This is a genomic window from Halobacillus massiliensis, from assembly GCF_900166625.1.
Lineage (GTDB): Bacteria > Bacillota > Bacilli > Bacillales > Halobacillaceae > Halobacillus_A > Halobacillus_A massiliensis.
Map to the genome: position 1 here is coordinate 3,573,967 of NZ_LT800499.1, position 20,948 is coordinate 3,594,914.

The 20,948-nt window shown below is 40.2% G+C and carries 23 protein-coding genes; 7 read left to right on the forward strand and 16 right to left on the reverse strand.

Annotated features, from left to right (window positions below; genetic code table 11):
• Positions 1 to 50 precede the first annotated feature (50 nt).
• The 5 genes from B7E06_RS17710 to B7E06_RS17730 all read right to left on the reverse strand — a co-directional run bounded on the left by B7E06_RS17710 (position 51) and on the right by B7E06_RS17730 (position 6,264).
• On the reverse strand, positions 51 to 887 hold the full coding sequence (locus B7E06_RS17710) for a carbohydrate ABC transporter permease (RefSeq protein WP_082235260.1): 837 nt from the start codon (positions 885 to 887) through the stop codon (positions 51 to 53).
• Positions 888 to 891: 4 nt separating this feature from the next.
• A complete protein-coding gene (locus B7E06_RS17715) occupies positions 892 to 1,788 on the reverse strand; it encodes a carbohydrate ABC transporter permease (protein WP_425432231.1) in 897 nt (298 codons plus the stop codon).
• A 123-nt stretch (positions 1,789 to 1,911) separates the two neighbouring features.
• The gene (locus B7E06_RS17720) at positions 1,912 to 3,183 is read right to left on the reverse strand and encodes an ABC transporter substrate-binding protein (RefSeq protein WP_082235262.1); all 1,272 of its coding nucleotides are present in this window, start codon (positions 3,181 to 3,183) and stop codon (positions 1,912 to 1,914) included.
• Between the two features lie 829 nt (positions 3,184 to 4,012).
• The gene (locus B7E06_RS17725; protein ID WP_082235263.1) at positions 4,013 to 4,813 is read right to left on the reverse strand and encodes a carbonic anhydrase; all 801 of its coding nucleotides are present in this window, start codon (positions 4,811 to 4,813) and stop codon (positions 4,013 to 4,015) included.
• Between the two features lie 197 nt (positions 4,814 to 5,010).
• Positions 5,011 to 6,264: a Bcr/CflA family efflux MFS transporter gene (locus tag B7E06_RS17730; RefSeq protein ID WP_082235264.1), complete on the reverse strand. Its 1,254-nt coding sequence runs from the start codon at positions 6,262 to 6,264 to the stop codon at positions 5,011 to 5,013.
• Positions 6,265 to 6,606: 342 nt separating this feature from the next.
• Here B7E06_RS17730 and B7E06_RS17735 point away from each other — a divergent pair, with 342 nt between their 5' ends.
• The 4 genes from B7E06_RS17735 to B7E06_RS17750 are packed head-to-tail and all read left to right on the forward strand — an operon-like array spanning position 6,607 to position 10,797.
• Entirely contained in the window at positions 6,607 to 8,352 is a 1,746-nt protein-coding gene (locus B7E06_RS17735) for an alkaline phosphatase D family protein (RefSeq protein ID WP_082235265.1), read from the forward strand.
• A 19-nt stretch (positions 8,353 to 8,371) separates the two neighbouring features.
• Positions 8,372 to 8,599, forward strand: a complete 228-nt coding sequence (tatA, locus tag B7E06_RS17740; protein WP_082235266.1) for a twin-arginine translocase TatA/TatE family subunit — start codon at positions 8,372 to 8,374, stop codon at positions 8,597 to 8,599.
• 22 nt (positions 8,600 to 8,621) lie between these two features.
• Complete coding sequence (gene tatC, locus B7E06_RS17745) at positions 8,622 to 9,353, forward strand: twin-arginine translocase subunit TatC (protein ID WP_082235267.1); 732 nt, start codon at positions 8,622 to 8,624, stop codon at positions 9,351 to 9,353.
• A 13-nt stretch (positions 9,354 to 9,366) separates the two neighbouring features.
• Positions 9,367 to 10,797, forward strand: a complete 1,431-nt coding sequence (locus tag B7E06_RS17750) for an alkaline phosphatase PhoX (protein WP_082235268.1) — start codon at positions 9,367 to 9,369, stop codon at positions 10,795 to 10,797.
• 38 nt (positions 10,798 to 10,835) lie between these two features.
• On the opposite strand, the gene B7E06_RS17755 is transcribed toward B7E06_RS17750, so the two are convergent.
• The gene (locus B7E06_RS17755) at positions 10,836 to 11,888 is read right to left on the reverse strand and encodes a bifunctional transcriptional activator/DNA repair enzyme AdaA (protein ID WP_082235269.1); all 1,053 of its coding nucleotides are present in this window, start codon (positions 11,886 to 11,888) and stop codon (positions 10,836 to 10,838) included.
• 263 nt (positions 11,889 to 12,151) lie between these two features.
• On the opposite strand from B7E06_RS17755, the gene B7E06_RS17760 reads away from it, so the two are divergent.
• Positions 12,152 to 12,388: a hypothetical protein gene (locus B7E06_RS17760; protein ID WP_082235270.1), complete on the forward strand. Its 237-nt coding sequence runs from the start codon at positions 12,152 to 12,154 to the stop codon at positions 12,386 to 12,388.
• A gap of 79 nt (positions 12,389 to 12,467) precedes the next feature.
• Here B7E06_RS17760 and B7E06_RS17765 read toward each other — a convergent pair whose 3' ends face one another.
• Both B7E06_RS17765 and B7E06_RS17770 read right to left on the reverse strand, forming a co-directional pair.
• Positions 12,468 to 13,493 carry a TDT family transporter gene (locus tag B7E06_RS17765; protein WP_082235271.1) on the reverse strand — a complete coding sequence of 342 codons (1,026 nt, stop codon included), beginning with the start codon at positions 13,491 to 13,493 and terminating at the stop codon, positions 12,468 to 12,470.
• A 100-nt stretch (positions 13,494 to 13,593) separates the two neighbouring features.
• Entirely contained in the window at positions 13,594 to 14,196 is a 603-nt protein-coding gene (locus B7E06_RS17770; RefSeq protein ID WP_082235272.1) for a DedA family protein, read from the reverse strand.
• A 156-nt stretch (positions 14,197 to 14,352) separates the two neighbouring features.
• On the opposite strand from B7E06_RS17770, the gene B7E06_RS17775 reads away from it, so the two are divergent.
• A complete protein-coding gene (locus tag B7E06_RS17775; RefSeq protein ID WP_082235273.1) occupies positions 14,353 to 14,541 on the forward strand; it encodes a YjzC family protein in 189 nt (62 codons plus the stop codon).
• A gap of 143 nt (positions 14,542 to 14,684) precedes the next feature.
• On the opposite strand, the gene B7E06_RS17780 is transcribed toward B7E06_RS17775, so the two are convergent.
• Positions 14,685 to 15,245, reverse strand: coding sequence for a hypothetical protein (locus B7E06_RS17780; protein WP_082235274.1), 561 nt, complete (start codon positions 15,243 to 15,245; stop codon positions 14,685 to 14,687).
• 91 nt (positions 15,246 to 15,336) lie between these two features.
• On the opposite strand from B7E06_RS17780, the gene B7E06_RS17785 reads away from it, so the two are divergent.
• On the forward strand, positions 15,337 to 16,077 hold the full coding sequence (locus tag B7E06_RS17785) for a MerR family transcriptional regulator (RefSeq protein ID WP_179134086.1): 741 nt from the start codon (positions 15,337 to 15,339) through the stop codon (positions 16,075 to 16,077).
• A gap of 83 nt (positions 16,078 to 16,160) precedes the next feature.
• On the opposite strand, the gene B7E06_RS17790 is transcribed toward B7E06_RS17785, so the two are convergent.
• From B7E06_RS17790 to B7E06_RS17820, 7 genes are all read right to left on the reverse strand, one after another.
• Positions 16,161 to 17,237 carry a HAMP domain-containing sensor histidine kinase gene (locus B7E06_RS17790; protein ID WP_082235276.1) on the reverse strand — a complete coding sequence of 359 codons (1,077 nt, stop codon included), beginning with the start codon at positions 17,235 to 17,237 and terminating at the stop codon, positions 16,161 to 16,163.
• Positions 17,227 to 17,910, reverse strand: a complete 684-nt coding sequence (locus B7E06_RS17795; RefSeq protein ID WP_082235277.1) for a response regulator transcription factor — start codon at positions 17,908 to 17,910, stop codon at positions 17,227 to 17,229. Before B7E06_RS17795 ends, B7E06_RS17790 begins: the two co-directional genes overlap by 11 nt.
• Before the next feature lie 17 nt (positions 17,911 to 17,927).
• On the reverse strand, positions 17,928 to 18,503 hold the full coding sequence (locus B7E06_RS17800; protein WP_082235278.1) for a redoxin domain-containing protein: 576 nt from the start codon (positions 18,501 to 18,503) through the stop codon (positions 17,928 to 17,930).
• A 15-nt stretch (positions 18,504 to 18,518) separates the two neighbouring features.
• Positions 18,519 to 19,280 (reverse strand): cytochrome c biogenesis CcdA family protein, encoded by a 762-nt coding sequence (locus B7E06_RS17805; protein ID WP_082235279.1) that lies wholly within the window; start codon positions 19,278 to 19,280, stop codon positions 18,519 to 18,521.
• Positions 19,264 to 19,881, reverse strand: coding sequence for a hypothetical protein (locus B7E06_RS17810; protein WP_082235280.1), 618 nt, complete (start codon positions 19,879 to 19,881; stop codon positions 19,264 to 19,266). The genes B7E06_RS17805 and B7E06_RS17810 overlap by 17 nt, the downstream gene beginning before the upstream one ends.
• 151 nt (positions 19,882 to 20,032) lie before the next feature.
• A complete protein-coding gene (locus B7E06_RS17815) occupies positions 20,033 to 20,254 on the reverse strand; it encodes a hypothetical protein (RefSeq protein ID WP_082235281.1) in 222 nt (73 codons plus the stop codon).
• 84 nt (positions 20,255 to 20,338) lie between these two features.
• Entirely contained in the window at positions 20,339 to 20,881 is a 543-nt protein-coding gene (locus tag B7E06_RS17820) for a putative glycolipid-binding domain-containing protein (protein ID WP_082235282.1), read from the reverse strand.
• Positions 20,882 to 20,948: the final 67 nt, after the last annotated feature.

Genomic DNA, 20,948 nt, shown 5'->3' on the forward strand with positions numbered 1-20,948 from the left:
ATAGCCGCTATCTCAATAATTGTATCAACAATTGGCCAGAGTAGCATTGCTTATTTAATCGATCCTTCCGTAATACTGGAAATAAACCATTTGTTAAATATAAGAAAAATAACAATTAACGGTACTGTTGCCCAAAATACTCCTGAAAGCAGCATCCCAAAATCAACACGAAACGCATTGTTTAAAGATGCCAGCGCTACTTGCAGTGTATAGGAAGAAGGATCGCGTAATACGGTAAACTGCCATAAGAACTCTCCCCAGACAAGTGTGAATACAATGATCCCAAGAGTAGCGAACGCAGGCTTAATAATAGGAAGTACTATGCTTCGGTAAATTCTGAAATTGGAACAGCCATCTAACTTAGCTGCCTCAATTAGCTCATCTGGTACTGACTCACTAATATACTGTCTCATTAGAAAAATCCCTAAAGGATTAAGAAGAAACAAGATACCCGCACCAAACAATGTATCCAGCCACCCTAACTGAGATACAAGATAAAACTGTGGAATCAATCCTAATTGAGGCGGGATAACCATCGTAAGCAGAATACAGATAAACAAAAAGTTTTTACCTGGAAATGTAAACTTAGCAAAAGCAAAGCCAGAAAGTGAACTAATCAATAACACGACGATCGTAACACTTGTACACAATAGAACTGTGTTCCACATAGCTTGAAAAAACGGGATCGTATCCAATACTTTCAGGAAGTTCTCTACAAGCATGTTTCCAGGCACAAGTGTAGGCGGTATAGAATTGTAAGCGGCACTCGGCTGTGTAGCCATGACGAACATCCAGTAAAACGGAAAAATAGACAGGGCAGAGGCAGTACCCAACAGTATATATATAGGAAGACTACCAGACTTTAGTTTTTTCCCTTGTTGATTCATATCTCTAAGCCCCCTTCTTTCTTCGGCCCGCTCCTGAAGTTAACCACGTATTGAGAGCAGCAGCTGCTACAATTATAATCAGCAGCAGAACAGCTGTTGCGGATGCTGTTCCAAATGATCCTAAACTAAACGCATCTCTGTACAGATACATAACGACTGTCATGGCTTCATCACGTGTAAAGGCAGAACCGCCTAAAAATACAGTAGGCTCAGCAAAAAGCTGAAGTGCCCCTACGGTAGACATGAAAACGGTTAGTAAAATAAATGGTTTTAATAACGGGATGGTAATATGAAAGAACTGCTGTGCCTTATTAGCGCCGTCAATCGTTGATGCTTCATATAGATGTTTAGGAATACTTTGCAGTCCGGCTAAATAAATAATCGTGTTATATCCGACCCACCTCCAGAAAACCATAAGGGAAATTGCAAATTTAGCTCCCCACTCTGAAGTTTTCCAGCTCACAGGGTCAATTCCAAACCAACCGATAACATAGTTAGCAAGAGCTGTTTCATTGCTGCTGAAAAACACGCCAAACACTAAAGCGACCGCTACCATCGATGTGATATATGGCATAAAGATGGTCACTCTAAAAAAGTTGGTAAACCGAATGGCTGCCATGTTTAAAAATACAGCGATAATCAGGCCGACGATCAGCTGAGGTGCCGTTCCCATCAAACCAATAATTACAGTATTATATAAAGATTTCCAAAATAGCGGGTCCTGAAGTACAACCACAAAATTGCTCAGACCGACAAAATCCATTTCTCCTAGACCATTCCACTCCTGAAAAGCAAGTAAGATGCTAAAAATTGCAGGATAAAGGCCGATGATTCCGAAGATGATAAAGAAGGGAGCTACATATAAATACCCAGATATCATATCCTTCTTTTTTTCAGACATTCGCCTTCCTTTTGAAGAAGAGACGTATTGCTGTTTTTCTACATTTTCCAATTTTCTACCTCCTGACATAGGAAAGCTGGCATAAAAAGGGCCGAATCAGAAAAACATTCGGCCCTTTATTAATTACCGTTGAATCAAGCCTTCAATACGTTCAACGGCATTCTGCCACTCTTTCTCTGGGTCTCCGCCTTCCTGTACATTTCTAAGTGCTGTTAACACTTCATTGTTAACGGTTACATACTTAGGCCCCTTGTAAACTTCCGGAATCTCTTTAGCTGCTTCTGCGAAATAAGCCGCCGTGTTCTGCCCGCCAAAATATTCATCTTCGTTTTCTTTGAATTCTTCCATCTCATATACTTCTGGAGTAGATGGGAACAGACCGCTTTCGGTAAAGGACTTCATTTGATTTTCTGGAGAAAGAAGCCATTTAGCAAATTCATAAGCTTCTTCACTCTGCTCTGTTTCAGCAGGGATAGCTACGTAAGAGCCTCCCCAGTTTCCAGCAAACTGGTCAGGAAGTGTAGTTACTCTCCATTTTCCAGAAGCTTCCGGTGCATTCTCTGTCATATATCCTTTCAACCATGCAGGCGCCATTTCAACTGCAAAATCTCCCTTGTTTAATGCATTTGCCCACTCAGGCGTCCACATTTCATAGTCACCTACATAGCCTTTTTCATTCAACTCAACAGCATAATCATAAGCATCTTTCACGCCATTATCTTCTTCGTTAATCAATAACTCCCCGTCACGATTAAAATAGCTGACTTCAAGAGCATCCATATTCGCTCTAAACGCCATTTCCATACTATCTACCATTGGTTTGTCTGTGCTTTCCAACACTTTATCCGCAGCATCTGCAAATGCTTCAGGTGAAGAAATTAATTGACTCACTTCATCTGGGTCTGTTGGAAGACCTGCATTTTCAAATACCTCCGAATGATAGTACATAGCTTTTGGACCAATATCTGTTGGAAGACCAAAGAGGAAATCTCCTTCCCCGTTCTCCGCCACATTCCACTTCCATTCTAAGTATCCATCCTGAATTTCATCTGCACCTAAATCATACAAATTAACAAACCGTTCCTGAGCATCTCTGTAACGATCCAGCTGATCCACTTCAATCATAGTAAGATCCGGTGCTCCTGTCCCGGCTGATATTGCAGTAAATAAACTATTATGATGGTCATCAAGTTCAGATGTTTTAATATTAATTTTAACCTCAGGGTTTTCTTCCTCATACTCTTTTGCTAATTCTTCATAGTTTGTTGCTCCAAATACCCAAAAATCTAAAGTAACATCTTCTTCTCCAGAAGCTGAATCATCTCCGCTGCAGGCAAACAAAAAGACGCTGATACTGATCAACAGTACTAAAAGCAGACTTCCTTTCAATTTCATCTAGACTTTCCTCCTTGTTATTGTGCTGAATCATTTAGGAAACCGGTTTCCTAAATGTTCAAAAAAAATCAATTGATTGAACAACTTAAATTGATTATATGCGGTTTTGTATTCGTTTTCAAGCATTTTTTCAGAAAATTCATCTTTATTTTGTAAACCGGTTTCCATAACTTACATCTCAATGTTTAATATCCCAACAAATCCTATTAAAACAATTATGTAAACGCTGACATTTTATTCGAAAAACTATGTACCTTTTCTTCTTTCAATGTTATAATAAAAGTGTACAAAAGATAAAATCAATTAAATAAACAGTTTAGGCGGCTCAACCATCTAAAATTCGTTTCCATTACGAATAGATTTGATGGTCATAAAAGGGAACACAAAACCTGTGGATAGGAATGGGAAACGCCCTGTTATGAGGCCATCCGGATTGGCTCTGCATGTATAAGCATAGCAGAGAGAGCAGATTTACCCATTTAATTTGTAAGACTATGACCCTAATATAGGTTTGAATCCCACCTATAAAGGTAGTTGTACAATTAAGTGTATTTTTGCAAAAACCACCCTTTCTTTAAAAAAGGAGGGTAAAAATTAGACTTAACCACTGACTGGAGGAAGCGGATTTTTAAGAATTATTCTCGAGTTATAGTTGGAAAGAATGTAAGATCGCGAATGATTCTTACATGGTTGGGTCACCTAAGCTGTTTATCCTCTTACCTGTTCCTTTAAGGAACAGGTTTTTATTTTTTATGAACGCTATGCAAAAGGGATCACCTGTATGGATGGTGATCCCTTTTTGTTAACCTCTTTTCTTCTTAGCAGCTCATTAGTTTTCAATGACTTCCCGTTCATTTACGGGCTGGACTGGCCGATCTGTATCATTATGAATCTGTTTGAATTCCTCAATTTGTTCTTTTGAGGCCTGGACAGGTTCTTTAAACAAAGCCCAATTGATCTCCTCAGTACAAGGAGGGGTGGTTAATGAGCCTTCATAATGGAGGGTAGTTTGATCTTCAGGAATTAATCCTTCTACATCAATTGGTTCCTCAAGCTCTACATTCTGTTCGGTTTCCTCAGCAGGGAGTTCGTCCCAGAATTCTGATAATGCCTCATTCTCTTTTCCTTCTTCTATCATGATTCCAATGACAGCCGAGTTCCCATCTTCACTTTCATGTACAAAATGCAGTTCCATGTCATACGTCTGGTCACTAATTAAATGCTCACTGGGTGCATGAAAATGAAACTGCTTAAGCTGATATTCCTTTTCTCCCAGCACCATCGTATTAACTGCCCCTTTCGCATTTGCCTGAACGGCGTGACCGTTATTAGCTAATGAGAAATTAGAAGGTTGATAGTTTAACGATATGTCCTCCATCTCCTCACTTTCATTTGTATCAGATAGACTTATATTTATCGGCGATTGTTCTTCCCCCTCAGCGCAAGCTGCATATTCAGGGTCTAATTCCCCCCAATTTTTAGGACCTGTCTCCCCATCATAGGACCATGCAGCCCCTTCTTCCTCTTGTTCTTCCTGTGATCCTGTTTCCCGTGACGACTCCTGACAGCCCCCTAAACCAAAACTGATTGAGGCAGCTAAAAAAGGGTAAGCTAATAACTTCTTTGACATATGTATACTCCTCTCCACTACTACTTCCTTTCTCTTTCTGATTCCCTTATTTGGTAAAATTCGAATCTAGGCTTTACTACTAAAAGTTTCAAAGTTATGCCAACTGAATGGTAACTTTTCTCCTTCTATAGTTCGAGAGGTTTCCATATAAGCAGCAAAAAAAGCAGACCGCTCTATGAGTGGTCTGCTTTTATAAACTATATTTTCCCGCTCCCTGTTCTTTCACGGGTTATTTGTTCTGCTTCTGTTTCCTGCTTCTCCGGATGCTTTGTTAAGGTAAAGAATAAGATTAAACCTATTAAAGAAGTAGTGAATAAAATGGCCCCCATCGGTACAGCTGTCGTTTCATTAATACCTACTAGAGGTGAAACTAGTGAACCAAATAAGAGTGGAAGCATTCCTAAAACAGCGCTCGCACTTCCTGCCCGGTGTCCCTGTTTTTCCATCGCCAGTGTAAACGTACTTGTTAAAACCATTCCCATCGCTGTCATATAAATAAAGATCGGGATAACGATGGAAGGCAGCGGCCCTTCCACGATAGTCATCGTTAAAAGTACTGTCGTGGCACTTGCTGCAATAATTACCGCCGTTTTCAGAAGGGTCCTTTCATGAATATATCCTCCCAGGCGTCCGATAATAAAGCTTCCTGAAATAATTGCCAGCCCGTTTATGCCAAAAAGGATACTAAACACCTGGGGAGAAACACCATAGATTTCCTGATAAACAAACGGTGTTCCTGACACATAAGCGAAACTGCCGCCATGGACAAATCCTATAGTTAATGCATAACCAATAAAGGAAGAGTCTTTAAACAAACTGCCAATCGTTCCAATTGAGCTGCCCACTGAGCTTGGAATTCTCATCTCCACTGGAAGGGTTTCTTTTAATTTTAGAAAAACAGTTAATACAATTAACAGTCCAAGTAAACTAAGTGTGTAAAAAATGGTCTGCCAATTGGCAAATGGCAGCAGCAGAATTGCTCCTCCAGCCATTGGAGCAATCATCGGTGCTGTAGCATTAATGACCATAAGCAATGCGAAAAATTTCGTCAGCTCTCTTCCTGAGAACACATCACGAACGACGGCACGTGACAGCACCACACCTGCTGATGCGGTAAACCCTTGTAAAAAGCGGGCCGCTACTAAAGTAATAATATTTGGAGCCAGAGCACACAGTAGAGAAGAAACAGCAAATAATAAGAGAGAAATAATTAACGGCTTTCTTCTTCCCTGAGCATCGCTGATCGGACCAACGACAATCTGCCCGACTGCTAGCCCGATTAAACAAGTCGTTAAGCTGAGCTGTACTAGTGAAGCACTCGCTTCTAAATCACTCGCAATTCCCGGAAAGCTCGGTAAATACATATCAATATTAAGAGGTCCGAGGATCCCAAGCATTCCCAGAAGAAAAGCGAGTGCTATACGTTCTTTTCCTGTTGGATTATGAAGCATGATGAAAACACCTTTCCTGACAATCTATTTTCCTTCATTGAATCTACCATCTTTTTAACTCTTTTAAACTCGCTGGCCAATATTTTAAATATTACCACAATCTATGGGAATATTTAGTTTTCATGGATTATCTGTTAAGAATTTTAGGATTATTTTACTGATTCCCCTGTACTGGCATCATGCTTAGAACACGAAGTGACTAAAATCCCTTTGGTCCAAATTAATAAAACATAGGCCGTTTACCCTGCAAGCCTCCTCAATCAATTTACATTCATTTACAATTCATTAAAAATTACCACCTATAATACCAAGTGTTACTTAAACAGGAAAGGAGCAGAACGTATGACTGAGAAAAAATCAATGGAGCAATTAATTCAACAGCTGAATGAAAAGACATTAGAAAAAGATTTGGACAGAAGGGATTTTATTCACGGAGCCGGTAAAATTGCCGGAATTTCCCTTGGTATGGTTATTGCACAGTCCTTAGGAACCGTTCATGTAAAAGCTGAAGAAAAGTTTAAAAACTACCCTTTTACGCTTGGCGTTGCATCTGGAGATCCTCTCCATGACAGTATTGTATTATGGACAAGATTAGCAGCTGATCCTTTAAATGGCGGAGGGATGCCACAGCGCAGCATCCCGGTGAAATGGGAAATAGCAACAGATGAGAATTTCAGGAATATCGTTCAGCGAGGTACAGAAATTGCCTCCCCGGACCTTGCTCATTCTGTTCATGCAGAGGTGGAGAACCTTCAGCCAAATACTATTTATTATTATCGCTTTAAAGCAGGTCAGGATTTCAGTCCAACAGGCAAAACGAAAACCCTTCCTGCCTCTGGAACTCCTGTATCAGAACTTACTTTTGCTTTTGCATCCTGTCAGCAATACGAACACGGATATTTCACGGCTTATAAACATATGGCAAAAGAAGACCTCGACCTTGTCTTTCACCTCGGGGACTACATATATGAATATGGCCCAAATGAATATATTTCAGGAAGCGGTAATGTAAGGATGCATAAAGGCCCGGAAATCAGATCACTTGAAGATTATCGCAATCGCCATGCCCAATATCGGTCAGATAAGGACCTTCAGGCCGCCCATTCTGCTTTTCCATGGGTAGTGACGTGGGATGACCATGAAGTTGAAAATAATTATGCCGATCAAATCCCTGAAAAAGGACAGTCTGTAGAGGAATTTGTTAAGCGGAGAATTGCTGCCTATCAGGCTTATTACGAACATATGCCGCTTAGAAAATCTTCCATGCCGCATGGGCCGGATATGAAATTATACCGCGATTTTTCTTATGGCAGCCTTGCTGACTTTTATGTACTGGATACCCGGCAGTACCGTTCTGATCAAGCAAACGGCGATAAAAGTTCCCCTCAGACAGAAGAATCGCTTGACCCTTCCCGGACACTGCTCGGAAGTGAACAGGAGCAATGGCTGCTCGATAGGATGGATCATTCAGAGGCTCAATGGAATGTTTTAGCTCAGCAGATTTTCTTCTCTAAGCGTAATTACGGACCAAGTGAAGAAGAACCATTATTCAGTATGGATGGTTGGGATGGATACACACCGGCACGTGACCGTATTACAGACTTTGCCAATTATAAAGAACTAAATAATTTAATTGTACTAACAGGAGATGTCCATGCCAGCTGGGCATCGAATCTTCTCGCTGATTTTAATGACATAACCTCCCGCGTTCTAGGAGCAGAGTTCGTCGGGACTTCTATTACATCGGGAGGAAATGGCGCTGATAAGCGGGCTGATACAGAACGAATATTAGAACAGAACAAACATATTAAGTTTTTTAATGACTACAGGGGATATGTTCGCTGTAAAGTCACTCCTACCCGATGGAAAACAGACTATCGCGTCATTCCGTTTGTAACCCACCAGGGAGCAGATATCTCAACAAGGGCTTCCTTTGTTTATGAAAAGGATCAGGAAGGTTTAAAAGAGGTTTCAGCCTCCATCGTTCCACAAGGCAAGCAATTTTCGGATGAGGTGGAAACGGACCGTTATAAAGCACATGACAACGCCCACAGCATTCAGTCTAAAAAGCAAAAGCAGCTGAATTAATAGAGGAGGAATAAAAACCATGCTCACAAACATCGGCATTCCAGGATTGATTTTAATTTTAGTCATTGCCCTGATCATTTTCGGTCCTTCCAAGCTTCCCGAAATCGGACGGGCCTTTGGCAAAACACTCACAGAATTTAAAAATGCTTCTCAAGATTTGATCTCAGGTGAAGGAAAAGGTAAGGAACAGAAGGAGAAAGAAACAAAGGATGAAGAGCAGAATAACGAGCAGTCCTCAGCACGTTAAGGCTTAAGGAGGGGAACAAAAGGTGGAAGAGAAAAAACTGCAGCTGATCGGACATTTAGAAGAGCTGCGAAACCGTATTATTTTTACTCTCGCAGCCTTTATAGGTTTTATCATATTCGGCTTTGTTTTTGTAAAACCCATTTATAGCTGGCTGATCAGGGATTTGAATGCGAAACTTGCCATTCTGGGACCAGGTGACATCCTTTGGGTTTATTTAATGATTGCAGCCGTCATAGCCATCTCACTCACAATTCCGGTAGCTGCCTTTCAAATCTGGCTGTTCGTATCCCCTGCCTTAAGCAGCAGGGAAAGAAAAATCACTCTGCAGTTCATTCCTCCCCTCTTCCTTCTTTTCTTAGGAGGAATGGCCTTTGGATATTTTTTCTTATTTCCAATTGTGCTTAATTTCTTATTGGGGTTGTCTGAAGGCCAGTTTGCCATGATGTTTACTGCAGATAAATACTTTCGCTTTATGCTCAGCCTTACCGTTCCTTTTGGATTATTGTTTGAAATGCCTTTAATCGTATTGTTCTTAACACGTTTAGGTATTTTAAATCCGTTACGGCTTAAAAAAGCGAGAAAAGTTTCTTACTTTTTATTAATTGTCTTATCTGTCCTTATTACACCACCTGACTTTCTTTCAGATGTACTGGTTATCGCACCTTTACTGCTTCTATATGAAATAAGTATTACGTTATCCAGCTTTGTTTATAAACGGCAATTAAAAACATCAGCTGAACATAAAGCGGCTTGAGGAGGAATAATGAATGAATAAAAATATCAATCGCAGGGACTTTCTTAAAGTAAGTGGAATCAGTACCGCAGCCATGGCTTTAAGTACTACAGGACTTTTTTCTTTTAGTGAAAGCAAAGCACTGGCATCTCCGGGCAGAGCAAAAAAAGCAGTTGCTGGGTATGGTCCTCTTTCCAAAGATCCCGGCGGAGTTCTTAACCTTCCCAAAGGGTTTCAATATCGAATAATTTCTGAAGAAGGGAAAAAACTATCTGACGGACGTCCGATCCCTCAAAAATTCGATGGTATGGCTGCTTTTCCAGGTAAAGACAATTCTACTGTTCTCGTAAGAAATCATGAACTTGATGGAAATACGAAATATCCTGTCATTGGAAAAAACCCTTATCAAAAAGATCGTACAGGAGGAACGACTACTCTGGTTGTAGGCCCTGATCGAAAAATCCAGAAAGAGTACGTCTCCTCTTCTGGTACCATCCGTAATTGCGCAGGAGGTGCCACACCTTGGGGCACTTGGCTGACTTGTGAAGAAACATTGAAAGAAGGACATGGTTACGTTTTTGAAGTTGATCCATTGGACCCTGAAAACAAGTTGTCCCGTACGCCTATTCGTGACATGGGAGCATTTTCACATGAAGCAACGGCCATTGACCCGGCGACTGGCATTGTATATTTAACCGAAGATGCAGGACCGAGTTATCTATACCGCTTCATTCCTAATGACCGCAGCCAAAGAGTCGGTGCCCTTCAAAAAGGTGGAAAGCTGCAGGCAGCGGCCATGGAGAAAATGAGTGGTAATCACACAAGTGAATATTATACAGGGCAGGAATTCGGAATTGTATGGAAAGATGTCGATCCTGAAAAACCAACCTTTGATGCTGGACAGAAAGGCTGTATCCAGTTCAGCCGTCTAGAAGGAGCTTATTTTGAAGGCGGGGTCTTCTGGTTTGATGATACATCAGCAGGCAGCAAAGACTTAGGTCGGGTTTACCGGTATATTCCGGCTTCAAATACACTCGAGCTCTTCTATGAATCAACTTCTGCCAATGACCTTGAAATGCCGGATAACATTTGTATTACCCCATGGGGAGATTTATGGATTGCCGAAGATGGAGATGGAGTAGACCGCATTATCGGAATGACACCAGAGGGAGAAACCTATGTATTTGCTGAGAATCTACTAAATAATTCTGAACTCGCAGGTCCTACCTTTTCAGCAAAAGGCGATACATTTTTTGTGAATATCCAGACACCAGGGCTGACATTCGCAATCTGGGGTCCATTTGCCCGCAGGAATGCCGGACGCAGGAGACAAATGGGATATGCCGCACCGCCTGACGCTTATGCTCCGAGAATCAATGAAAAGGTCTCAGCGTTTGCAGAAATGAACGGGATTTCTAGTTTAGAAGCAGCAGCTTACCAGCGTCATGGAATGCCAATTGGATAATTTTAAAAAGGCTAGCCAGGGGATCTCCTGACTAGCCCTTATTTTTGCAAGGATTTTCTTTCATGTTGAATCATCCATTTCTTTCGTGGAATTCCACCGCCATATCCCCCTAATTCTCCATTTGAATTTATTACACGATGACAGGGAAGGATGACAGCAATCTGATTTGCTCCATTAGCACGGGCCACCGCACGATAAGCAGTAGGCTTACCAAGAGAAGCAGCCATCTCTGCGTAGGACAGCGTCTCCCCATAAGGGATTTTCTGCAAGGCTTCCCATACTTGCTTTTGAAATGGGGACCCGAGCAATTTTACAGGAGTTTTAAACTCTGTTAATGTCCCTTCAAAATATTTATCTAATTCTACTTCAAGGGAACTTATAATTGCGGTAGATCCCGGAATTATGGCAGACTTCGTTTTTTGCCGTAATCGTTCAATTTCACGTTCAAGCCCCCGGCGTTGTACAAATTCGAGCAGATAAAGAGCTTCATCATCTGCTGCAGCCACCATAGGTCCAAGCCTAGTATCCATCCAGGATGCCTTAAGAACATTACAATTCTCCTGAAGTCCGGGAGGTGTACCCATAATGCTAGAGAACGCGTCTCTAAAACCGCTGCTTGATTCATACCCCGTGGAAATCTGTGTATCAATTACGGAATGGCCGTTTCTTATGTGTCTAAATGCCAATCCCATTCTTCTGGCTCTGGCATATTCTACAAAAGTCATTCCAAACCTCTTCTTAAATTGTCTCCTTGCCGTTGAAGGATCAACCGAAAAGCGTTGAAGGTCTTCATCTTTCCACCGTTTCTCTGGTTCTTTTTCAACGGCATCCACCAAAACAGACACAATTTCTGATACAAGGTCTGGATGAGAGAGAGGCCGGCATCGTTTACAGGGGCGGAATGAGGCTAAAAGTGCCTCTTCTGCCGTTTCAAAAAATTCACAGTTTTCCCATTTAGGTTTTCTCGCCGGACAGGTAGGCCTGCAAAAAACACCTGTTGTCTTTACACCAACAAAAAAGACACCTTCATACTCTGTTTTTCGATCTATTAATGCTTGATAGTACTCTTTTTCTAATTCCAGTGGCAGCAACTGTGTCACCTCAATTTATAGGTTTGATTTGATACCTTTATTATAAATCGCCGGGACAGAGCGTGCAGCCGAAAATCAGGCATTAATTTTTTTGTGGCATGCTATCACCTTGACACCGTCTTTACCACCTGACTCAAATTCAATATGTTTATGTTACTGTTATTAACCCGCCATTATTTTCTATAATCTCCAACCACTATTGGAGGATAATATTCTTAGTCTATGTTAAGGTTGGTTCATGCCTGATTTAAGGAGTCATTATTTTGGAATTACTTCCACTGATTAAGAATGCAGGATTTACAGAAGCTCTGTTTATGGATAGTGTCGGTAATGAATGCAGCCTTCTCTTAAAAAACGTTCATTCCAATGAACAGTTTTTTCATCAACTTAAAATTGTTCCGACAAGAATAGAATACTACCCCTTAGAAAGAAAACCATACCTTTATTTTTTCGAAAAAGAAAAACCCACAAAAGTTAAGCTTATAAAACAAGTGTTATAAAAGCCTGAACCTTCCGTTCTCCTAAATCTAATTAAAGATAAAAAAACTCTCTAATTTTAGAGAGTTTTTTTATACTGGCTTATATCTTAAATGGGAAATCCCCTGAAGATACCCATTTAGATCCTGCCCATACAATAATCTCTGCGGCCAGGAAAAAGAAAACCACCCAGACGCCTAAGGAAAGGAGGGTCTCATGGAAATCATACATGCCAGGTAAATAATAAGCACCTTCATGTCTCATCATCGTGAAAGCGTAAAACATGCCAAATGTGAAATTTCTCGACCATTGGCTGACATTATAGGTGAAGACACCTTCTTTCCAGCCATATGTCCGAACTCTCTTTACAGCCCTTAATATTTCTAACAATTCTACAAGGAGAACCATACTAAATACAATCAGCCAATAAATTAACATAAAAAACGGCGAGATGCCGCCTGCTGCGATGAGGGCCAGACCCGTAATAGATAAAGCTCCATGAATAATACAATTCGTACTTGTCCAATCTTCTGCGATCGACCAATGATGAAGTTTATATCGACGGCCAATTAAAAAGATTCCAATAAAGTAAAAAACAATCCCAGCCAGGGTGGCCGTCATCAATAGTGATGTAGGAAGGAAAGGAAACATATCTCCCCAAAGTATAACTAGAGACTGGGTAGCTACCGTGGATAATAAAACCGTTCCGTGGGGCGAATGAGCTCCAGAATATTTGATCAGCTTTGTAAAGCTGTAAATGCAAATAACCATAAATAAAACATAAAGGCCTGTATTTAATACGGCAATCGCTTGTGCGGCTGCCAGCAAATCAGGATAGTATTTTAAAGTTACCTCACTCAAAACGGAAAGTCCCGCGATCCATGATCCTATGACAAATGAATTTACAGGGTTTTTCAAAAGACTATAAAAGAAACCGCGAAACAGCTGACGGGCAAGGGCTGAGTAAATGATGATTCCAAAAACTGCAAGAACCCCCGTGAGTACCTGTCCTATAACCAAATGAAAAAAAGGAAGGGCTTCTATTGCTGCGTAAAGAAAAACGCCTAAAGCCATAATGATTGAAGCGGAGGCCGGATTTACAATTTTCAATGAATGATCGTTAGTCATAAGAGACACTCTCTTCTCTTTATTATCGTTCCCATTATAAGGTTTCCGGCAAATAAAGAGAAGAATTCTTTTATAAAAAAATGAATGAGAAAACGAAGATTCACCTTCTTTTTCTTATATACAAAACAACCAGGCTCACAATGAGAACAGCCAATATGGCATAAATAAATTTTGAATACACTTCCATGTAACGAACAATCTCTGACCACGATTCCCCAACAGAGGCTCCTAAAACTACAAGTACAACATTCCAAATCAGCGTTCCGAATGTAGTAAATACTAAGAAAACACCTATATTCATTTTAGACATACCTGCAGGTATCGAAATCAGACTTCTGATCAAAGGGACAAATCGGCAGAAAAATACCGTCCATGGACCATAACGGTCAAACCACTTGTCCGCTTTACGGACATCCTGCTTCGTCAGACGTAAAATATGCCCCCATTTTTCAATAATCCTTTCAAGTCTTTCAGTATTTAACAGTAGACCTATTCCATAAAGAATGACCGCACCGGCAACAGATCCCCCAGTCGAAGCCAATACCACACCAAATACACTAAGATGAGAGGTAGTCGTTACAAAACCTCCAAACGTTAAAATAACCTCTGAAGGTACGGGCGGGAAAATATTCTCTAGCGAAATTAATAAGAAAATGCCTAAGTAGCCGTATTCATTGATAATACGCATAAGCCATTCTTCCATGATGTTCCTCCTTATACAGTATAGGTCTATGTAATTCACAAATTGATTGCCGAAACACATTCTCCCTCAAATTTTACGTTTAACTCTTTACATGTTCGGTTATAAATCCTATGAGATCAGATTTACAAAATTATGTATTAAAGGAGATGTTTAACTATGGCAGATCGTTACAAAACAGGTGAAAAGGCTCCAGAAAACGGCACTTATGAATTTGATGGTTTAACTGATGGAAGAAAAAGCAGTAACCCTACAGAAGATGAAAAACAAGTAAAACTTGAAAGCGGAGAAACTTTCCCGCCACTTCGTTCCAGCAAAGAAGCTGCATACTGGAAAAAAGTAAAATAACCTCTCTATAACCTATGCAATAATAACCGGGAAATCGAAGCAGCAAATAATTTTTTATAAAAATAACAGCATTTAATTTAGCAGGAAAATTTAAGAAAGACCTTTACCTTATGGAGGTAGAGGTCTTTTTCATTTTTAAGAGATCAGCCAAACAAACGGGGTTTATTTTCTTTAATCTTTTTAGGAAAAATAAAATGACTGAGAGCAATTAAGAAATCAAGGCCTAAAACTAGTGTCCATAACTTTAGGACACCGTCCAAAGCTTCTGTTCTCTCTTGATCATTTATAAGGAAAATAAGAGCAGCTAGAAATCCAGCACCCATCAGATAAGCAAACACATGACGGATCCAGCTCTTAAAATACTGCCTGGCATACGGTAATCCGCCGAGTTTTTCAGGTGCAGGTCCCTCTTTCGTAATGTAGTACTTAAACCGCACATCCGCCCATTCGATCATACTCTTGCCAAAAGCAACCGAAACACCGATATAAACTGCAGCTATCGCATGAACCGTACCTGCTTCTGCCCCTCTGTATAAATCAACACTTGTAGTAATCAAAAGAATTAAATCAATTAGAGGTGTTAATGCCAGAAAAAACAGCCCTAACTTTTTCCTCTTAAAAATATATCGTATAATTAATCCTGTTAAAATAAAGACCCAGAATCCGACTTCACTTGCTACAATCAGCCAGCCAAGAAAATTCATCTATACCGCTTCCCCTTACCTGTTTGTTACCTTAACTATACTAGGTTACGCAGCGTCATTTGCAAGATTTTTTTTGATAAGGAGAATGGAAATGGAATATTATACGTCTGGTGGAGCCGCCAAGCATTTAAATATTTCTGTACGAACTTTAAGATACTATGACCAAATTAAACTAGTAGTACCGAATAAAAATGAATCCGGAAAACGGCTGTATACGAATAAAGAGCTGATTCAACTTGAAAAAATCTTGTTGCTTAAATCTTCGGCAATGAGCCTTGCGGATATAAAAAAAGTATTGAATAAAATTACGATAGAAGAAGTGCTGACTCTCCACAAATTGAAGCTTGATGATACCATCAGCCAGCTTGAGAAGTCACGGCAGCAAACGCAGGCCCTCTGCCACGTTCTAAAGCTTGAAGGTGATTTGAACTGGGACCAGTTACTTCCGCTTGTTAGAGAGAACACCGAAAAAAATCACTGGGAAGACTATTTTAGTAAGGAGGAAATAACTAAGCTGAAAAGCCGACTTCCGAAAATGGAAGATCCATCAAGCCAGGAATGGATTGACCTAATTAACCAAATAAAATCATGTTTGAAGAGAAGAGTAGAACCTCAATCAGAGGAAGCCAGCATCATCGCTCAAAAATGCCTACTCTTATCTAAAGACCTTTTTAAAAAGGATCCTGAATTAGCCGATAAGTTCTGGGAAGCGAGAAAGTCTCCTCAAGCTTCCACTGAGCTGGGCTTATACCCCCTCTCTCCTGAGATTCTTCAATTTTTGGAAGAGGCGCTCCAACACCTGGATGGAGAAAGTTTTTCATCCATGGGATAAATAGGGGAAGTATTTTCATAAAAAAAAGCTGGACCTGTGTTAGGTACAGCTTTTCCTATTTAGGATAAATGGTTCGCCTCTCATCATTCAGCTACAGGCAGCTTTACAATAAACTGGTGCAAATTACCATCCGTTTCTAATGCAAGAATGCCTCTGTGACGCTCAACGATCTCTTTACTAATAGCTAACCCCAGGCCCGATCCTCCAGACCGCCGGTTACGGGAAGCGTCAATTCTGTATAGACGTTCAAATATTCTAGTACGCTCTTCTTCCGGTATAGGCTGCCCGGGTCCCGTTACAGAAATCACATAAAAACTCTTTTGAATTTCCCCGACTAAGGTAACTGCCCCTTCCCCCTCATAATAACTAAGAGCATTGCGTAAAAGGTTTGTAATGACTTGCTGGATTCCACGACTATCAGCAATTAAGAGTGCAGGTTCAGCTGTAACGGCAAGTTTAATATTTTTTCGTTCAAACTCTAATGAAAACAATTGAGCTACTCGCTGGATAACTTCATCAATTTTTATTTTCTCCGGAGTTATTGGAGAATTATCTTTGCTCCCGTCCCACTCTTTAATCCAGTCAATTTGGCTGAGCAGATCTGTGAGCCGATCCGCTTCGTCAGCTAATGATTGATAAATCTCAGGACTTCCTGCAATGACCCCTTTATTTAAAGCTTCAAGATAACCTTTTAAATTAGAAGTAGGTGTTCTTAGTTCATGAGATATATCACTAAGCATACGGTTTCGACTTTCTTCGTTCCTCTGCAATTGCAAATTTAAATCATTGAAATGAGAGATCAGCTCACTGATTTCATCCTGTTTGCCGTTCACCTTCATAGGAGCCGGGAAGCACCCTTTACGAATCTCCTGAACGGATTTTTTTAAATCCTCAATAGGCCGTAGCATTGACCGTGTGACTTTCCAATACATTACGCTTCCTACCAGAATTGTAAATACGCTGATTACCCAGAAATAACGAAGAAGTTCAACAGAAAAACTTGTCTGGCGGCCCCCCCTCACACCTTCAATGTTGCCTACTAAAAAACAGGCAGATTGATAGATTATCAAGCCACTGAATAAAATAAAACCTGCTAAAATCAGGATATGAATAAGAGTAAGCCGCCCCTGCATGCTGAGTTTCACTCTATTAAAGGGCAAATTTATACCCCATTCCTCTTACCGTAAGAATACGTGCAGGCTGACTGGAATCTTCTTCGATTTTCCTTCTCAGTTTTTTTACATGGGCGTCAATCGATCGAGGAAAAATCTCTGATTCTTCATATGGATGAATATGGTTCATGAGCTGTTCACGTGTAAATACCTGGCCGGGATTTTCCATAAAAAGATAGAGTAAATTAAATTCATAAGAAGTCAGTTTGATTTCCTTGTGATTCAGCCAGACTTCCCCTTTTCTAGGTTTAATAATAAGTCCATCATGAACGATTTTTTGACAAAGCCGTCCTGTGCGTCTCAGGACGGCTTCAACATGGGCCATGAGCTCTTCGGGGCTGAAGGGTTTTGTCATATAGTCATCAGCACCAAGACGCAGACCGGTAATTTTGTCATCCACACGCGCTTTCGCTGACAGCATTATGACAGCGGGATCCTCTGGTGCTTCACTGCTTTTTACCCAGCGGCAAAACTCTTCTCCGCTCAATGAGGGGAGCATTAAATCCAGAATAATTAAACAAGGAGTATGTTTTAAATACAGATCCCGGGCTTCTTCGCCATCATAAGCCTGAAGAGTCTGGTAATTATCACGAACTAAGTAAAGTTTAATCAAATTAGAAATTTTAACGTCATCTTCCACTATTAAAACTTTCGGAATCATCGCTTAATCCTCATCTCCTAAAGTTCTTCATAACGTTGCATCATCATATCATAATTCATTCCACCGAGCATAACAGACTGTACTTTACCTTCTGCATCAATAAAGACAGAAGTAGGGACAGGCCCTATCTCGTAAAGCCCCATAACATCAAGATCCTGATCCATTAGTATCGGAAAAGTCAGACCGAATTCCTGTACAAACGGGTCAACATCCATACGGGAGCTTTCGGTTCCAGTTAAATTAACAGCTAAAATCTTTATATCATTATTTTCATAAAACTTCTGCATATCAGGCATTTCAGCTCGACAGGGAGGGCACCATGTAGCCCAGAAGTTAATAAGTACTTTTTCCCCTCGATAATCTGACAGCTTGACCTTTTCCCCTGCTAAAGTGTTCAGTGTGAAATCAGGAGCCATCTCCCCTTCCTGTACACCTGAAGAGGGCTTAGACTCTCCATCTCCTTCTGCTGACATCTGTGCCCCTTCAGGTGGGTTGGGATCAACTGGTGATTCCGAATCTTCTTCTCCCAAATAATCATAAACAGCCCACCCAAACAAAGCGACAATCAATGTAACAATGATCCATTTTTTCATAATATATTTATCCTCCTATAGAAACAAGACTGAGCCTAAATTAGAAAACCACGTATCCTGAACGAGGCGAAGCAGCATGTTTGAAATACGGGTTAACTGCCCGGTGTATAACAAAAGCCCCATAATAATCATAAGACTCCCTCCCGCTTTCATGATGATCCCGCTGTATTTGACAACTGCCCGGCTTTTTCCGATGAAAAAAGTAAACAATAAAAAAGGAACAGCAAAACCAACTACATAAGCAATAGTATAAAGGAGCCCCTTTCCAGGCTCATTGGCGGCCATAACTAAAATAGAAGCAAAGATAGGACCAATACAAGGTGTCCAACCTGCCGCAAAGCCCATACCTACAAAGATAGTCCCCGCGTAACCTAACGTCCTTTGAGGTTTTACAGAAAGCCGCTTTTCTTTCATTAACCAGCTGAAGTTCAGCCAGCCGGCAATAAATAACCCCATGGCAATAATGAAAACTCCTGCCAGTCTTTGCACAAGAAGCCCTGAACTACCAGCAAATAAACCTTGAAGAAAATCGCCTACTAACGAAGCTCCCAGACCGAGTCCAATAAAAATCAACGCGAGACCCAAAAGAAAAAATACAGAATGGATAATTAATTTACGTTTAACCTTGATACTCTTATCACCCTGTATTTCTTTGACACTCATACCTGTAATATAGGACAGATATGCAGGGAAAATTGGTAAAGTACAAGGAGACAAAAATGAAATAACGCCCGCCCCAAAGGCAAGCCATAACGTAACATCAGTTCCCAATTTTATAGAACCCCCTTTGCTTTAATAAGAGAAACAGAAATACTCCAATTAAAATAACGTAGAAAAAACTATGGACGCGAATCGCCATCACATCCGGTACTATGTATGTAAAACTTAAGACAGATGCGGCAATCATGCATAAGAGCCAAAGTACTAAATAATATTTTTGAATAATTAATGATCCTGTAAAAATAAAAAACCATAACGTCAGCTCCACCCAGACCTTATCGTCTTCAATGACCCTCAAAAAAAAGTAAAAAAAGAATTGAGAACCAGCCATCATCTGAAGCATGGCCTGTAAAAACGATGAAGTATATTCCTGGCGGGCAGTTTTTATGTAGTGGACAGCCGTCGCCATTAATGCGAGGTAAAATTCCAATGTCCCACTAGGATAAGCAGCCACAGCCCCAGGGTATTCGAGAAGCATAGAATAGTTGGTAATGAATTTCATAAGAAACATATAGATAAAAACCGTTGATATGAACGATAGAAAAGAACTCGTCCATTCTTTTTTCTGTTCATTTGTCCCTGAGTTTAGGGCGTAAAATACGGCAGCAGCCATAAGAAAAGCAAGAATCCTAAATACCATATATGGAGGAATACTCAATTATTCCACCTCCTTCAGTTCACCATATAGTATAAATTTCTTTTGTGAAAATTAGATGAATACTTAAGAAGATTTATAAAAGACATAAAAAAAGCACAAGCTGACTTTAGCTTGTGCCTAATTTACTCATCTAGTTGTGAATGATAAATATTTATTCTTTACTTCCTTTAATCACCTTAAACTTAGCCGGCTTGTCCCCTGGTGCTGAATCAAAAGCACGGATTGTCGCACCGGCTCCTATTTTAAGCGAACCATCAGCCTCTATTATAAACAATGCTCCTGGTTCTTTTACTTGTATGGACTGAACATTATGCTTCACAAAAACCTTCTGTAAATCCTGGATCAATTCTATTTTACTGTAAGTGAATGCCATACCATTCATCTCCCTGCTATTTGATCGGTTAATAGAAGGTTATGTGAAAATAGAGAGAAAAATACATATAAAAATTTCATTTGATTATTTTCTAGTAAATACACCAGGATAATTTACTACTAATCCATCTGAATCAACTGTAATTGTTGTCCTATAATCTCGACACTTATATTCAAACCTTCGTACATGTAGGAATTTTCCCAAATAAGTGTATTGCTGCTCAAGTTTTTTTACTTCTAACGATAATCCGTCCACATAAAGAACTGGAAAAGTACGACTTTGCCCTTCCTTCCATGAAAAACGATTGATCGGAAGAGAGTTGGAAAAAGGGGTTACAGACAGATCAATATCGATAGTGCCTTCCCCTTCTACTAATACCTCCCCTCCTGACGTCCATTTTCCTTTACCGTTTGACGCAAGATTTAACTCTTTATTATGTAAGTAAATATTTACTTTCTGTATCGTCCAACCCTCATCCATTTTAAATATGTAGGATAGGCGTTCGGAAGCTTCCTTTGCCCCCCATAAAACAGAAGCTCTTCCAATTAGTGAAGAGTTTTCTTTCTTTAGCGTTAGGTATTCTCTGCCAGAACACTCGATATTTTGCCAGAAAACTTTTTTATTCATTTATTTGCTCTCCTTGCCGTAATCTTATATGTTCATTATTCCAAATAGTCTAGGCATACACAATTCC

What these genes read in the sequence shown, in the direction of transcription:
- B7E06_RS17710 (WP_082235260.1), bottom strand. Translation starts at nt 887, where the DNA reads ATGAATCAACAAGGGAAAAAACTAAAGTCTGGTAGTCTTCCTATATAT.
- B7E06_RS17715 (WP_425432231.1), bottom strand. Translation starts at nt 1,788, where the DNA reads ATGTCTGAAAAAAAGAAGGATATGATATCTGGGTATTTATATGTAGCT.
- B7E06_RS17720 (WP_082235262.1), bottom strand. Translation starts at nt 3,183, where the DNA reads ATGAAATTGAAAGGAAGTCTGCTTTTAGTACTGTTGATCAGTATCAGC.
- B7E06_RS17725 (WP_082235263.1), bottom strand. Translation starts at nt 4,813, where the DNA reads ATGTCAAAGAAGTTATTAGCTTACCCTTTTTTAGCTGCCTCAATCAGT.
- B7E06_RS17730 (WP_082235264.1), bottom strand. Translation starts at nt 6,264, where the DNA reads ATGCTTCATAATCCAACAGGAAAAGAACGTATAGCACTCGCTTTTCTT.
- B7E06_RS17735 (WP_082235265.1), top strand. Translation starts at nt 6,607, where the DNA reads ATGACTGAGAAAAAATCAATGGAGCAATTAATTCAACAGCTGAATGAA.
- tatA (WP_082235266.1), top strand. Translation starts at nt 8,372, where the DNA reads ATGCTCACAAACATCGGCATTCCAGGATTGATTTTAATTTTAGTCATT.
- B7E06_RS17750 (WP_082235268.1), top strand. Translation starts at nt 9,367, where the DNA reads ATGAATAAAAATATCAATCGCAGGGACTTTCTTAAAGTAAGTGGAATC.
- B7E06_RS17765 (WP_082235271.1), bottom strand. Translation starts at nt 13,493, where the DNA reads ATGACTAACGATCATTCATTGAAAATTGTAAATCCGGCCTCCGCTTCA.
- B7E06_RS17770 (WP_082235272.1), bottom strand. Translation starts at nt 14,196, where the DNA reads ATGGAAGAATGGCTTATGCGTATTATCAATGAATACGGCTACTTAGGC.
- B7E06_RS17775 (WP_082235273.1), top strand. Translation starts at nt 14,353, where the DNA reads ATGGCAGATCGTTACAAAACAGGTGAAAAGGCTCCAGAAAACGGCACT.
- B7E06_RS17780 (WP_082235274.1), bottom strand. Translation starts at nt 15,245, where the DNA reads ATGAATTTTCTTGGCTGGCTGATTGTAGCAAGTGAAGTCGGATTCTGG.
- B7E06_RS17785 (WP_179134086.1), top strand. Translation starts at nt 15,337, where the DNA reads ATGGAATATTATACGTCTGGTGGAGCCGCCAAGCATTTAAATATTTCT.
- B7E06_RS17795 (WP_082235277.1), bottom strand. Translation starts at nt 17,910, where the DNA reads ATGATTCCGAAAGTTTTAATAGTGGAAGATGACGTTAAAATTTCTAAT.
- B7E06_RS17800 (WP_082235278.1), bottom strand. Translation starts at nt 18,503, where the DNA reads ATGAAAAAATGGATCATTGTTACATTGATTGTCGCTTTGTTTGGGTGG.
- B7E06_RS17815 (WP_082235281.1), bottom strand. Translation starts at nt 20,254, where the DNA reads ATGGCATTCACTTACAGTAAAATAGAATTGATCCAGGATTTACAGAAG.
- B7E06_RS17820 (WP_082235282.1), bottom strand. Translation starts at nt 20,881, where the DNA reads ATGAATAAAAAAGTTTTCTGGCAAAATATCGAGTGTTCTGGCAGAGAA.